The organism is Pseudomonas sp. HLS-6, from assembly GCF_002753995.1.
Classification (GTDB): Bacteria; Pseudomonadota; Gammaproteobacteria; order Pseudomonadales; family Pseudomonadaceae; genus Aquipseudomonas; species Aquipseudomonas defluvii.
Genome location: NZ_CP024478.1, coordinates 1,013,019 through 1,026,627, shown reverse-complemented (window position 1 = coordinate 1,026,627; position 13,609 = coordinate 1,013,019). Strand labels below are relative to the sequence as shown.

At 60.8% G+C, this 13,609-nt stretch carries 12 protein-coding genes and 1 tRNA gene; 6 read left to right on the top strand and 7 right to left on the bottom strand.

The annotated features are described in order from the left end of the window. Positions 1–46: 46 nt before the first annotated feature. The 6 genes from CS390_RS04605 to queA form a co-directional block, all read right to left on the bottom strand. Positions 47–595 carry a glycine zipper 2TM domain-containing protein gene (locus CS390_RS04605; protein WP_099773608.1) on the bottom strand — a complete coding sequence of 183 codons (549 nt, stop codon included), beginning with the start codon at positions 593–595 and terminating at the stop codon, positions 47–49. A gap of 123 nt (positions 596–718) precedes the next feature. Beyond that, a complete protein-coding gene (gene secF / locus CS390_RS04600; RefSeq protein WP_099773607.1) occupies positions 719–1,630 on the bottom strand; it encodes a protein translocase subunit SecF in 912 nt (303 codons plus the stop codon). A 9-nt stretch (positions 1,631–1,639) separates the two neighbouring features. Further along, the gene (secD, locus tag CS390_RS04595) at positions 1,640–3,508 is read right to left on the bottom strand and encodes a protein translocase subunit SecD (protein WP_099773606.1); all 1,869 of its coding nucleotides are present in this window, start codon (positions 3,506–3,508) and stop codon (positions 1,640–1,642) included. 63 nt (positions 3,509–3,571) lie between these two features. Next, positions 3,572–3,910: a preprotein translocase subunit YajC gene (gene yajC, locus CS390_RS04590; protein WP_065758839.1), complete on the bottom strand. Its 339-nt coding sequence runs from the start codon at positions 3,908–3,910 to the stop codon at positions 3,572–3,574. A 46-nt stretch (positions 3,911–3,956) separates the two neighbouring features. After that, positions 3,957–5,072, bottom strand: coding sequence for a tRNA guanosine(34) transglycosylase Tgt (gene tgt / locus CS390_RS04585; RefSeq protein ID WP_176717408.1), 1,116 nt, complete (start codon positions 5,070–5,072; stop codon positions 3,957–3,959). Between the two features lie 14 nt (positions 5,073–5,086). After that, positions 5,087–6,136, bottom strand: a complete 1,050-nt coding sequence (gene queA, locus CS390_RS04580) for a tRNA preQ1(34) S-adenosylmethionine ribosyltransferase-isomerase QueA (RefSeq protein ID WP_099773605.1) — start codon at positions 6,134–6,136, stop codon at positions 5,087–5,089. Between the two features lie 108 nt (positions 6,137–6,244). Here queA and CS390_RS04575 point away from each other — a divergent pair. Continuing rightward, positions 6,245–6,329, top strand: a tRNA-Leu gene (locus CS390_RS04575). 119 nt (positions 6,330–6,448) lie between these two features. Then, positions 6,449–6,946, top strand: a complete 498-nt coding sequence (locus tag CS390_RS04570) for a GrpB family protein (protein WP_099773604.1) — start codon at positions 6,449–6,451, stop codon at positions 6,944–6,946. A 106-nt stretch (positions 6,947–7,052) separates the two neighbouring features. On the opposite strand, the gene CS390_RS24895 is transcribed toward CS390_RS04570, so the two are convergent. Next, positions 7,053–7,682: a hypothetical protein gene (locus CS390_RS24895; protein ID WP_157767115.1), complete on the bottom strand. Its 630-nt coding sequence runs from the start codon at positions 7,680–7,682 to the stop codon at positions 7,053–7,055. 387 nt (positions 7,683–8,069) lie between these two features. On the opposite strand from CS390_RS24895, the gene CS390_RS04560 reads away from it, so the two are divergent. The 4 genes from CS390_RS04560 to CS390_RS04545 are packed head-to-tail and all read left to right on the top strand — an operon-like array spanning position 8,070 to position 13,208. Beyond that, positions 8,070–8,546 carry a formate dehydrogenase subunit gamma gene (locus CS390_RS04560; RefSeq protein WP_099773602.1) on the top strand — a complete coding sequence of 159 codons (477 nt, stop codon included), beginning with the start codon at positions 8,070–8,072 and terminating at the stop codon, positions 8,544–8,546. After that, positions 8,543–10,105, top strand: coding sequence for an NADH-quinone oxidoreductase subunit NuoF (locus CS390_RS04555; protein WP_177442390.1), 1,563 nt, complete (start codon positions 8,543–8,545; stop codon positions 10,103–10,105). The genes CS390_RS04560 and CS390_RS04555 overlap by 4 nt, the downstream gene beginning before the upstream one ends. Then, positions 10,102–12,990 carry a formate dehydrogenase subunit alpha gene (gene fdhF / locus CS390_RS04550; RefSeq protein ID WP_099773601.1) on the top strand — a complete coding sequence of 963 codons (2,889 nt, stop codon included), beginning with the start codon at positions 10,102–10,104 and terminating at the stop codon, positions 12,988–12,990. Before CS390_RS04555 ends, fdhF begins: the two co-directional genes overlap by 4 nt. Further along, entirely contained in the window at positions 12,987–13,208 is a 222-nt protein-coding gene (locus tag CS390_RS04545) for a formate dehydrogenase subunit delta (protein WP_065758854.1), read from the top strand. Before fdhF ends, CS390_RS04545 begins: the two co-directional genes overlap by 4 nt. The last annotated feature ends 401 nt before the right edge of the window (positions 13,209–13,609 follow it).

Sequence of the window (13,609 nt, the reverse complement as noted above, 5' to 3'; positions counted from 1 at the left end):
TTTGTTTAAGCGCTGATCACTGGCAAGCCAGCGTCACATCACCCACTCACTGCCCCGCCGGGGCCTGCCCCAGAATCAACTGGCCATTCTTGTCCAGCGGGATCTGTGAGCCTGGGTCACGATCCATGCGCACCTTGCCGACCTTGTCACCAATCGAATACTTCACGTCATAGCCCACGACCTTCTCACTCAGGTCATTAACCGTATTGCAGCGCGTCTCGGTGGTGGTGTAGGTGTCTTTGTTCTGCATGTTCTCCTGCACCTTGTTACCGGCATAACCACCACCCACCGCACCGGCCACGGTTGCAATCTTCTTGCCGGTACCACCGCCAATCTGGTTGCCCAGCAGGCCACCAGCCACGGCACCGATCACGGTACCCGCAATCTGATGCTGATCCTTGACCGGCGCCTGGCGGGTTACCGCGACATCCTTACAGACTTCCCGTGGCGTCTTGATGGTTTGCTTGACCGGCTGAACCCCAAGCACTTGAGCATACTCAGGCCCATGGTTCACCAATTTGTAGGTTGCTATGGCACCCCCGGCAGTCACACCGACAGCACCCAGTACCGCACCCACCAGCATCGACTTGTTCACGTGAAACCTCCAGACCGTACAGACGGGTTATCGCCCGTGCTTCTCCTAGCCTTGGAGCATAAAAAAAGGCGCGAGTTCAACACTCGCGCCTTTTGGGGACCACTGACCGGGTAAACGGCGTATTTACGGACGCTCGTCCACTTCCTCGGCTTTCACCGGTGGAACCAGGTCTTCGCTGCTCAGGTTCAACCAGATCAACACCACGTTGGCGATGTAGATCGAGGAGTAAGTACCCGCCAGAACACCGATGAACAGTGCAATGGAGAAGCCGAACAGGTTGTCACCACCGAAGAACAGCAACGCCGCAATCGCCAGCAAGGTCGAAACCGAGGTGGCCACGGTACGCAGCAGGGTCTGGGTGGTGGAGATGTTGATGTTCTCGATCAGCGAAGCCTTGCGCAGTACGCGGAAGTTCTCACGTACCCGGTCAAAGACCACGATGGTGTCGTTGAGCGAGTAACCAATGATCGCCAGAACTGCCGCCAGCACCGTCAGGTCGAAGGTGATCTGGAAGAACGACAGGATACCCAGGGTCACAACCACGTCGTGGATCAGCGACACAATTGCACCGACCGCGAACTTCCACTGAAAACGGAAGGCCAGGTAGATCATGATGCCACCCAGTGCCAGCAGCATGCCGAGGCCGCCCTGGTCACGCAGCTCTTCACCTACCTGCGGGCCGACGAACTCGACACGCTTGACCACGGCCGGGTTGTCGCCACTGACCTTGCGCAGCGCCTCGGCAACGCGGTTGCCCAGTTGCGGGTCATCGCCCGGCATACGCACCAGCAAATCGGTGGTAGCGCCAAAGCTCTGCACCACGGCATCGCCGAAGCCAGCCTTGACCAGCTCCTCGCGCACCTTGCCCAGATCAGCCGGCTTTTCGTAGGTCAGCTCGATGAGCGTACCGCCGGTGAAATCCAGACCAAAGTTCAAGCCCTTGTGGAACCAGCTGAAAAAGGCCAGTACGGTAAGGAGCATGGTGACGGCGAACGCAACGTTGCGCACGCCCATGAAGTTAATGGTACGTAACATGGCAGCCCCTTAAACCCACAACTTCTTGAAGTCACGCCCACCAAAGATCAGGTTGACCATTGCACGGGTCACCATGATGGCTGTGAACATCGAGGTAAAAATCCCGAGGGACATGGTCACCGCAAAGCCTTTGACTGGCCCGGTACCCATGGCGAACAGGATGCCGCCGACCAACAGGGTGGTCAGGTTGGCGTCGAGAATCGCGGTGTAGGCACGGTCGAAACCTTCATGGATCGCACGCTGAACCGACATGCCGTTAGCCAGCTCTTCGCGAATCCGCGAGAAGATCAGCACGTTGGCGTCAACCGCCATACCCATGGTCAGTACGATACCAGCGATACCCGGCAGGGTCAGGGTAGCACCCAGCACCGACATCAGGGCCAACAGCAGCACCATGTTGCCTGCCAGTGCCACGGTAGCGATCACACCGAAGAAGCGGTAAATGGCGATGATGAACAGCGAGACGAACAGCATGCCCCACAGCGACGCATCGATACCCTTGGTGATGTTGTCCGCACCCAGGCTTGGGCCAATGGTACGTTCCTCAGCAAAGTACATCGGCGCAGCCAGGCCACCGGCACGCAGCAGCAGGGCCAGTTCCGAAGATTCGCCCTGGCCGTTCAGGCCGGTAATGCGGAATTGGCTACCCAGCGGCGACTGAATGGTCGCCAGGCTGATGATGCGCTTCTCTTCCTTGAAGGTCTGGATGGCAACGTCTTTCTCGACACCATTGACGACCTGCTTCTCGTAGCGAGTGGTCGGCTTCTGCTCGATGAAGATCACCGCCATGCTGCGACCGACGTTGCTACGGGTAGCGCGGCTCATCAGCTCGCCGCCGTGGCCATCCAGACGGATGTTCACCTGCGGGCGGCCATGCTCGTCGAAGCTTGCCTGGGCGTCGGTTACCTGGTCACCGGTGATGATCAGGCCACGCTCAACCGCAGCTGGCGGACGACCGCCTTCACGGAACTCGAAGGATTCGGTGGTGGCTTTCGAGGCACCCGGCTCTGCACCCAGGCGGAACTCGAGGTTGGCGGTCTTGCCGAGAATACGCTTGGCTTCAGCGGTGTCCTGCACGCCCGGCAGCTCCACCACGATGCGGTTGGCACCCTGGCGCTGAACCAGTGGCTCGGCAACACCCAGCTCGTTGACGCGGTTACGTACCGTGGTCAAGTTCTGCTTGATGGAGTACTCACGAATCTCGATCAGCTTGGCCGGCGAAATCGACAGGCCCAATACGGCCATGTCGTTACGCTCGCTTGGCGTAAGCTCGAAATCGTTGAAATTCTTGCGGATCAGGGCACGTGCCTGCTCGCGGGTTGCATCGTCAGCGAAGCCCAACTGAATGCTGCCGTCTTGTTGCGGCAGGCTGCGGTAGCGCACACGCTCTTTACGCAGCAGGGTTTTGACTTCACCTTCATACACTTTCAGGCGTGCGGTAATGGCTTTGTCCATGTCCACTTCCAGCAGGAAGTGCACACCACCGGACAAGTCCAGGCCCAGCTTCATTGGGCTTGCACCCAACTTGCGCAACCATTGCGGAGTGGTTTGAGCCAGGTTCAGCGCCACGACGTAATCGTCACCCAGCGCCTTGCGCACCACGTCCTTGGCAGGCAACTGGTCTTCCTGCTTGGTCAAACGCAGCAGGCCACCCTTGCCCTTCTCACCCAGGCTCGCGCCCTTGACCTGAATACCGGCATCTCTCAACGCTTTGCTGGCACGATCCAGATCGGCCTGGCCAACCTGCAGCGCAGTACTTGCACCGCTGATTTGAACAGCCGGATCGTCAGGGTAGAGGTTGGGAGCGGAATAAATGAAACCGACCGCCAGCACCAGCACGATCAGCGCGTATTTCCATAAAGGGTATTTGTTCAGCATCACGCCGCCCGTTCAAGAGACGGGGCGCCTTGCGCGCCCCGTCGATTGGTAAAAGACTTAAACTTAGATCGCCTTGAGCGTGCCTTTTGGCAGGGTCGCAGCAACGGCGCCCTTCTGGAACTTCAGCTCAACCGAGTCGGACACTTCGAGCACTACGAAGTCATCGGCAACTTTGACGATCTTGCCGGCGATACCGCCGTTGGTAACAACTTCGTCACCCTTCTGCAGATTGCTCAGCAGGTTCTTCTGCTCTTTGGCACGCTTGGCCTGTGGGCGCCAGATCATCAGGTAGAAGATGACCAGGAAACCTACCAGGAAAATCCACTCAAAACCGGTACCGGCAGGGCCAGCAGCGGCAGGGGCAGCGGCGTCCGCGTATGCGGCAGGAATCAGAAAGCTCATTTAGCACTCCAGTTGCGAAATAGTACTTGTAAGGGTCGGCAAAACATCAATCCAAAGGCGGCACAGGTAGCCCGCGCTTGGCGTAGAAGGCATCAACGAAAGCGGCCAATGTACCTTGTTGAATAGCCTCGCGCAAACCAGCCATCAAGCGCTGGTAATGTCGCAAGTTATGGATGGTATTCAACATGCTACCCAGCATTTCGCCGCATTTATCCAGATGATGCAAATAAGCGCGGGAGAAGTTCTGGCAGGTGTAGCAATCACAGGTTGGGTCCAGCGGCGAATCATCATGGCGATGGAACGCATTGCGGATTTTAAGCACGCCTGTATCGACAAACAGATGACCGTTGCGCGCGTTGCGCGTAGGCATCACGCAATCGAACATGTCGACGCCGCGGCGCACACCCTCAACGAGATCTTCCGGCTTGCCTACCCCCATAAGGTAACGAGGTTTGTCAGCAGGCATCTGGCCTGGCAGGTAATCCAGTACCTTGATCATTTCATGCTTCGGCTCGCCCACCGACAGGCCACCGATGGCCAGGCCATCGAAGCCGATCTTGTCCAGGCCTTCCAGCGAGCGCATGCGCAGGTCCTGGTGCATGCCGCCCTGAACGATACCGAACAACGCCGCAGTGCTGTCGCCATGGGCGTTCTTCGAGCGCTGTGCCCAACGCAGCGACAGCTCCATCGATACCCGTGCCACGTCTTCATCGGCCGGGTACGGGGTGCACTCGTCGAAGATCATCACGATGTCCGAGCCCAGGTCACGCTGAACCTGCATCGACTCTTCCGGACCCATGAACACCTTGGAGCCGTCTACCGGCGAGGCGAAGGTCACGCCCTCTTCCTTGATCTTGCGCATGGCGCCCAGGCTGAACACCTGGAAACCACCGGAGTCGGTGAGGATCGGGCCTTTCCACTGCATGAAGTCGTGCAGGTCGCCATGGGCCTTGATGACCTCGGTACCCGGGCGCAGCCACAGGTGGAAGGTGTTGCCGAGGATGATCTGCGCACCAATCGCCTCGATATCCCGCGGCAGCATGCCCTTGACCGTGCCATAGGTGCCCACCGGCATGAACGCCGGGGTATCCACCACGCCACGGGGGAAGGTCAACCGACCACGACGGGCCTTGCCGTCGGTGGCCAGCAACTCAAAGGACATACGACAGGTGCGACTCATGCTTGATCCTCGGGCCCACGTGGCGCCGGATTGCGGGTGATGAACATGGCATCACCGTAACTGAAGAAGCGGTAACCGTTTTCCACCGCGGCCTTATAGGCAGCCATGGTTTCCGGGTAACCGGCGAAGGCCGAAACCAGCATCAGCAGCGTGGACTCGGGCAGATGGAAGTTGGTGACCAGGGCATCGACCACATGAAACGGCCGGCCCGGGAAGATAAAGATGTCGGTGTCGCCGCTGAACGGCTTGAGCACGCCATCGCGCGCGGCGCTTTCCAGCGAACGCACGCTGGTGGTGCCCACCGCCACCACCCGACCGCCACGCGCACGGCAGGCGGCAACGGCGTCGACCACGTCCTGGCTGACCTCCAGCCACTCTTTATGCATATGGTGGTCTTCGATGCGCTCTACCCGCACCGGCTGGAAGGTGCCCGCCCCTACGTGCAAGGTAACGAATGCCGTGTCGACGCTCTTGGCGGCGATCTTCGCCAGCAGGTCTTCATCGAAATGCAGGCCAGCGGTTGGCGCGGCCACCGCACCGGCACGCTCGGCGTACACGGTTTGATAACGCTCGCGGTCGGCGCCTTCATCCGGGCGGTCGATATACGGCGGCAGCGGCATATGCCCGACGCGGTCGAGCAGCGGCAACACCTCTTCGGCGAAACGCAGCTCGAACAACGTATCGTGGCGCGCGACCATCTCGGCCTCACCGCCGCCGTCGATCACAATCTGCGAACCGGGCTTGGGCGACTTGCTGGAGCGCACATGGGCCAGCACGCGGTGGCTGTCCAGCACACGCTCGACCAGAATCTCCAGCTTGCCGCCGGAGGCCTTCTGGCCAAACAGCCGCGCCGGGATCACCCGGGTATTGTTGAACACCATCAGATCGCCCGGGCGCAGGTGCTCGAGCAAATCGGTGAATTGCCGGTGCGCCAATGCCCCTGTTGGCCCGTCGAGGGTCAACAGCCGGCTACTGCGGCGCTCGGCCAAAGGATGGCGGGCGATCAGGGAATCTGGGAGCTCAAAAGAAAAATCGGCGACGCGCATGATGGTGTTCGGTTTGACAGGGCCGGAAAGTTTAGCGGAATCGACAAAAATTCACCATGAAAGCTGATTGACCAACGGTAGGCACCTCTTTATACTCCGCGTCCACAAGCCCTGATGGCGGAATTGGTAGACGCGGCGGATTCAAAATCCGTTTTCGAAAGGAGTGGGAGTTCGAGTCTCCCTCGGGGCACCAAACAGCAGTAACTGAACGGTTCTACCAACCTTCAGATCCAGAAAAACCGGCCAATTGAGCCGGTTTTTTTGTGCCTGCGCTACGCCGATGCCTGCCTGCGGATTCAAGGAAGAACCACCATGGGGCTGACCAGCACGATATCCCTCTATGACAGCCGATGGCCTGCCCTCTTTCTCACTGCCAAAGAGCAGATCAAGGCGGCGTTCGGCGCAGAGCTTGTTGCCATTCACCATGTCGGAAGCACCGCTGTTCCAGGGCTTGCAGCCAAGCCTGAGATTGACCTTCTCATTGAAGTTTCGGCGCACCTGAACGAAGCCCGTCGAGACACCGTCATGCGTGAGCTCGGCTACGCCCGGGGAAGTGATCTGTCCGCAGGCCACCATTTTTATCGCCGCGATGTTGATGGCATACGAACCCATAAGGCCCACGTTTGCCTCACAGGCCATCGTCAAATCGAACGCATGCTTCGCTTCCGGGATCGCCTCAGGCGCGACCCCGTTCTTCGCCAGCAGTATCAAGACTTGAAACTTGAGCTGGAAGCCAGCAACACCGGCGGCATCGGTGAATACCTGGCAAAGAAGGCGCCTTTTATCGACGGAGTAATGGGGGCGGCCTAGGTGGCAGCTTCCTGATGCGTAGCAGGACTTGGCCTTGCGCCAAACATGCAGACACCTGCTTCAATGATAAAGCTCCCCTTATTTTCATAACCACTGCACAGGAGCATTACAAATAATAGATGTGATGGCCAAAATTCGGACGAGCATCATGTGCGATAAGCGGCGACCAAACTGACAAACGAACAGCACGCTCCACAGCAAAACAATCTCCGGCACCGCTAGTAATATTTATACCTTTTTCTATATGAAAATGACCATAGACCTTGGGAACGTTATTTACTATTACGACGCTGTTAGTGTCGCTGGTATGCTCAACAACGACAAACTCATTTCCAAAATAATAGTACAACCCGTAACCGCTTTCATTCCTGCAACGCTTTATGTGATCAACGCGACCAAATCGATGCAACGCTCGATCATAGGCGGTTTGGAGCATTACGTCCCATTGCGAACGCTGACTGATGCTGGAGAACTTTTCTGGAACCTGTGCCCAGATTACATCCGGGCGATGTCGACCTCGTATTATCGCCGCTTGCTTACATGCATTGAATGCCTTGTCCCAGGTTGTGGGTCCAAAACCATTGCTCTGGGTATACGTAACCGCACCACGCACTTCGGCAGCAATGTTTGGCAAATGAATGAGACCCGAAAAATCCTGCCGCGTGGGATGTAAAATCGCCACAATCACCTCTTGTATTTGATATAGGGTTTGGCACAGCACGAAAAACAGAATCATATTTATCTTCACTGGACCGCAATAAACTTTTTCCGTCTTTAATCAAAGAGGCTTCCTTAGCGACTGTAGGAGCATCCCGGAAATTGCGCCGAACCACCGCCAAGGACGACACACCAGGCCGTACTCTTCTAGACTCAATAGGTAGTCGCAGAAAGAACAGAGCACGTCGCTTTGGTGCAGATGAATCAACAGCGGCGTGGCAAGCTGCCCGTTATGCCCTGAACAGGTGCGGCAAAGACCGCACGGGGCCCAACAAGATGCCCGCTCAGGGTGCCTGGCCAACGGCCTGAACATGCCACGCTGCCGTGACGTGGTGTGAGTGCCGCAGCCGACACTCTCGGACAATCGACAACCGTCTGGTTTGCTCGTGACCGTGAGGAATGCTGTATGCCTGATGAGATGTTGCACCTGCCTTTGGTCACCCGTCTGCTGGAGCGCCACAAAGGCGCACCCGGCGCACTGTTACCGATTCTTCATGAGATTCAGGAAAGCATCGGTTACATCCCCGATGCCGCCGTCCCTGAGATTGCCCATGCCCTCAACCAGAGCCAGGCCGAGGTTCGTGGGGTCATCAGCTTCTACCATGACTTTCGCACCGCGCCGCCGGCCCGGCATATCCTGCGCCTGTGCCGGGCCGAGTCCTGCCAGAGTCGCGGCGCCGAGCAGCTCGCCGCGCAATTGCGCGAACGCCTGCAACTGGACGACCACGGCAGCAGCGCTGACGGCAACATCAGCCTGCGCCCGGTGTATTGCCTTGGCGCCTGCGCCTGCTCGCCAGCCCTGGAGCTGGATGGCCAGGTGCATGCGCGGCTCAATGCCGAGCGCTTGGATACTCTGCTCGATGCTTGCCAGGAGGACGCATGATGCCGCGCCTCTACCTGCCCTGTGATTCGCTTGCCCGTGCCGTGGGTGCCGATGCGGTAGCCACCGCCCTTGCCACGCAGGCCCGGGAGCGCAACCTGCCGCTGGATCTGCAACGCACCAGCGCTCGTGGCCTGTACTGGCTGGAACCGCTGCTGGAAATGGACACCCCGCAAGGCCGAATAGGCTTCGGCCCGCTGACCGCTGCCGATGTGCCCTCCCTGCTCGATGCGCTGCACGGCGATCCGTCCGCCCACCCGCTGGCCGTGGGCCTGGTGGAGCAGTTGCCCTATCTGAAAAGCCAACAGCGCCTGCTGTTCGCCCGCGCCGGTATTACCCGGCCGCTGTCCCTGGACGATTACCGGGCCCATGGTGGCTTTGAAGGCCTGACCCAGGCCATTGCACTGGGTGGCGAGCAGACCGCGACCATGGTGTTCGATTCGGGCCTGCGCGGCCGTGGCGGCGCAGCCTTCCCGGCCGGCATCAAGTGGCGCACGGTGCGCGGCACACAGGCGGAGCAGAAGTATGTGGTGTGCAACGCCGACGAAGGCGACTCCGGCACCTTCGCTGATCGCATGCTGATGGAAGGCGACCCCTTCCTGCTGATCGAAGGCATGGCCATTGCCGGTCTCACCGTCGGGGCCAGCTACGGCTACATTTATGTGCGCTCGGAGTACCCACAGGCCGTGGCCACACTGCGCGAGGCACTGGATATCGCCCGGGCTGCCGGTTACCTCGGCGCCAATGTCGGCGGCAGCGGCCTGGCCTTCGATCTGGAGGTGCGCGTCGGTGCCGGCGCCTACATTTGCGGTGAAGAAACCGCGCTGCTGGACTCCCTCGAAGGCAAGCGCGGCATCGTCCGTGCCAAGCCCCCCATTCCCGCCTTGCAGGGCCTGTTCGGCCTGCCGACCCTGGTGCACAACGTGCTGACCCTGGCCTCGGTGCCGCTGATTCTGGCCAAGGGTGCGCAGTTCTATCGCGATTACGGCATGGGCCGCTCCCTGGGCACCATGCCCTTCCAACTGGCGGGCAATGTTCGTCACGGCGGCCTGGTGGAACGGGCCTTTGGCCTGACCCTCAGGGAGCTGGTGGAAGACTACGGTGGTGGTACCGCCAGTGGCCGACCACTAAAGGCCGCCCAGGTCGGCGGCCCGCTCGGCGCCTGGGTGCCACCCGGGCAGTTCGACACGCCGCTGGATTACGAAGCCTTCGCTGCCATTGGCGCCATGCTCGGCCATGGGGGTGTGGTGGTGGCTGATGACAGCCTGGACATGGCCCACATGGCGCGCTTCGCCCTGCAGTTCTGCGCCGAGGAATCCTGTGGCAAATGCACCCCCTGCCGCATCGGCTCGACCCGGGGCGTGGAGGTGATCGACCGCCTGCTGGCCGCACCCGACCAGCGCGGTCGCGATGAGCAGGTGATCATCCTCAAGGACCTGTGCGACACCCTGCAGTACGGTTCCCTGTGCGCGCTGGGCGGCATGACCTCCTACCCCGTGGCCAGCGCCCTCAAGCACTTCCCCGCCGACTTCGGTCTGCAGCCCTCGGAGGCCGACCAATGATCACGCTCTTCGACCCGAACACCGATATCGACCTCGGCACCCCGGCCCGCGACAGCCAGGTGCAAGTCACCCTGAAGATCGACGGCCGCAGCATCAGCGTGCCCGAAGGCACCTCGGTAATGCGCGCCGCAGCACTGATGGGCACCACCATTCCCAAACTGTGTGCCACCGACAGCCTGGAAGCCTTCGGCTCCTGCCGCATGTGCCTGGTGGAAATCGACGGTATGCGCGGCTACCCGGCGTCCTGCACCACGCCGGTCAGTGAAGGCATGAGCGTGCACACCCAGACGCCGAAGCTCGCGACCCTGCGCCGCAACGTCATGGAACTGTACATCTCCGATCACCCGCTGGACTGCCTGACCTGCTCGGCCAACGGCAACTGCGAGCTGCAAACCGTGGCCGGCCAGGTCGGCCTGCGCGAGGTGCGTTACGGCTATGAGGGCGCCAACCATCTGGCCGACCAGAAAGACACCTCCAACCCCTACTTCGACTACGACCCGAGCAAGTGCATCGTCTGCAACCGCTGCGTACGCGCCTGTGAAGAAACCCAGGGCACCTTTGCCCTGACCATTACCGGGCGCGGCTTCGAGTCCCGGGTTGCCGCAGCCGGTGGCGAGAACTTCCTCGACTCGGAATGCGTGTCCTGCGGCGCCTGTGTGCAAGCCTGCCCCACCGCGACCCTGATGGAAAAAAGCGTGATCGAACAGGGTCAACCCGAACACAGTGTGATCACCACCTGCGCTTATTGCGGTGTGGGCTGCTCGTTCCGCGCCGAGATGAAAGGCGACCAACTGGTGCGCATGGTTCCAGACAAGAACGGCCAGGCCAACCACGGCCACTCCTGCGTCAAAGGGCGCTTTGCCTGGGGCTACGCCACCCACCCGGATCGCATCACCACGCCGATGATCCGCAAGCACATCAACGACCCCTGGCAGGAAGTCAGCTGGGACGAAGCGGTGACCTACGCCGCCAGCGAATTCCGCCGGTTGCAGCAAACATACGGCCGCGACGCCATTGGTGGCATTACCTCCAGCCGCTGCACCAATGAAGAAACCTACCTGGTGCAGAAACTGGTGCGCGCCGCCTTCGGCAACAACAACGTCGACACCTGTGCGCGGGTCTGCCACTCGCCGACCGGCTATGGCCTGAAACAAACCCTTGGCGAATCCGCCGGCACCCAGAGTTTCGACTCGGTGATGCAGGCCGACGTGATCCTGGTGATCGGCGCCAACCCCAGCGACGCCCACCCGGTGTTCGCCTCCCAGCTCAAACGCCGCCTGCGTGAAGGCGCACGGCTGATCGTCATCGACCCACGACGCATTGATCTGGTGGACTCGGTGCATGCCCGTGCCGAACTTCACCTGGCCCTGCGCCCGGGCACCAACGTGGCCATGCTCAACGCCCTGGCCCATGTCATCGTTACCGAGGGGCTGCTCAACCAGGCCTTTATCGACGCCCGTTGCGAGGGCAGCGATTTCGCCCGCTGGCGCGAGTTTGTCAGCCGCCCGGAAAACTCGCCGGAAGCCCTTGGCCCCGTCTGCGGCGTAGCGGCTGCCGACATCCGTGCGGCTGCCCGCGTGTACGCCACGGGCGGCAATGCGGCGATCTACTATGGCCTGGGCGTCACCGAACACAGCCAGGGCAGCACGGCGGTCATGGGCATCGCCAACCTGGCCATGGCCACCGGCAACATCGGCCGCGAAGGCGTGGGCGTGAACCCGCTGCGTGGGCAGAACAACGTTCAGGGCTCCTGCGACATGGGCTCCTTCCCCCACGAGTTGCCCGGCTACCGGCATATCTCCAACGAGGTGATACGGGCGCAGTTCGAACAGGCCTGGAACGTCACCCTGCAACCGGACCCCGGCCTGCGCATCCCCAACATGTTCGAGGCCGCCTTGGGTGGCAGCTTCAAGGGCCTGTACTGCCAAGGCGAAGACATCGCCCAGAGCGACCCCAATACCCAGCACGTCACCGCAGCGCTGTCGGCCATGGAGTGCGTGGTGGTGCAGGACATTTTCCTCAACGAAACCGCCAAGTTCGCCCACGTGTTCCTGCCGGGCAGCTCGTTCCTGGAAAAGGACGGCACCTTCACCAACGCCGAGCGGCGCATCTCCCGGGTGCGCAAGGTCATGGAACCTTTGGGTGGCAAGGCTGACTGGGAAGGCACAATGGCCCTGGCCAACGCCCTGGGCTACCCGATGCACTACCAGCACCCGTCAGAAATCATGGATGAAATCGCCAGCCTGACGCCGACCTTCAGCAACGTCAGCTACGCCGCCCTGGACCGCCACGGCAGCCTGCAATGGCCGTGCAACGCCGAGGCACCGGACGGCACGCCCACCATGCACATCACGGAATTCGTGCGCGGCAAGGGGCGCTTCATGCTCACCGGCTACGTGCCTACCGAGGAAAAGGTCAACAACCGCTACCCGCTGCTGCTGACCACCGGGCGCATCCTCAGCCAATACAACGTCGGCGCCCAAACCCGGCGTACCGACAACGTCGCCTGGCACGAAGAAGACCGACTGGAAATCCACCCGACCGACGCCGAAAGCCGTGGCATCAACGAAGGTGACTGGGTAGGCATCGGCAGCCGCGCCGGCCAGACCGTACTGCGTGCACGGGTGACTGAACGGGTAGCGCCAGGCGTGGTGTACACCACCTTCCACTTCCCAGAGTCGGGGGCCAACGTCATCACCACCGACAACTCCGACTGGGCCACCAACTGCCCGGAGTACAAGGTCACCGCCGTGGAAGTCAGCCGCGTCTACCACCCTTCCGAGTGGCAGAAGCGTTATCAGGAATTCAGTGACGAACAACAGCGCTTGCTCGACGAACGCCGCCAGGCTCGCGCCGCCGGCACACACACCGAGGGACGCCGATGAGCACTGCCAACCTGATCAAGATGGCCAACCAGATCGCGCAGTACTTCGCCAGCGAACCCGACCCACAACAGGCCGTGCTCGGCGTGCGTAATCACTTGCAGATGTTCTGGACGCCCGCCATGCGCAAGGAATTGCTGGCCTGGCAGACGGCGCACAAAGGCGCGGACTTGCACCCCTTGGTGCAGGCGGCGCTCAGTGGCTCGGGCTGGGAGGCTTAGGTTCACACAGGGCCTTGCCCTCGCGCGGCTATCAGGCCGCGCGAGGCGCCTATTGGGTATTTAAAGAGGGCGAAGCAGCCGCTTCAGAAAGAAGCGGGATACCGAACGGATGCTACGCCTGGTAGCACAGTATTATGGCATCCCGCATACCACTAGTAACACCTGAAAACGCAACCGCTCAAGAACGCGCCTTACAGAGTTCCATCATCCCTGGCCCGGATATTGCTGAACCTTCTGGCAATCCATCCGAGACACACCTCAAATGGCCAATCGCTCATTACCCACTGGCAAAACCCATGCCTGTCATTGGCAGAAGGCCTGTGGGCGTGAGCGTGCGTTGCCAACCGGTGCCATGAGAGGTTTTCTCCGCCGCGCAGCAGCGCCATTGCGGGTCATGCTCA

Bases quoted from the DNA above. Each gene is read 5' to 3' on its own strand.
- secF (WP_099773607.1), bottom strand. From the start codon at position 1,630: ATGTTACGTACCATTAACTTCATGGGCGTGCGCAACGTTGCGTTCGCC.
- secD (WP_099773606.1), bottom strand. From the start codon at position 3,508: ATGCTGAACAAATACCCTTTATGGAAATACGCGCTGATCGTGCTGGTG.
- yajC (WP_065758839.1), bottom strand. From the start codon at position 3,910: ATGAGCTTTCTGATTCCTGCCGCATACGCGGACGCCGCTGCCCCTGCC.
- tgt (WP_176717408.1), bottom strand. From the start codon at position 5,072: ATGTCCTTTGAGTTGCTGGCCACCGACGGCAAGGCCCGTCGTGGTCGG.
- queA (WP_099773605.1), bottom strand. From the start codon at position 6,136: ATGCGCGTCGCCGATTTTTCTTTTGAGCTCCCAGATTCCCTGATCGCC.
- CS390_RS04570 (WP_099773604.1), top strand. From the start codon at position 6,449: ATGGGGCTGACCAGCACGATATCCCTCTATGACAGCCGATGGCCTGCC.
- CS390_RS24895 (WP_157767115.1), bottom strand. From the start codon at position 7,682: ATGATTCTGTTTTTCGTGCTGTGCCAAACCCTATATCAAATACAAGAG.
- CS390_RS04560 (WP_099773602.1), top strand. From the start codon at position 8,070: ATGCCTGATGAGATGTTGCACCTGCCTTTGGTCACCCGTCTGCTGGAG.
- CS390_RS04555 (WP_177442390.1), top strand. From the start codon at position 8,543: ATGATGCCGCGCCTCTACCTGCCCTGTGATTCGCTTGCCCGTGCCGTG.
- fdhF (WP_099773601.1), top strand. From the start codon at position 10,102: ATGATCACGCTCTTCGACCCGAACACCGATATCGACCTCGGCACCCCG.
- CS390_RS04545 (WP_065758854.1), top strand. From the start codon at position 12,987: ATGAGCACTGCCAACCTGATCAAGATGGCCAACCAGATCGCGCAGTAC.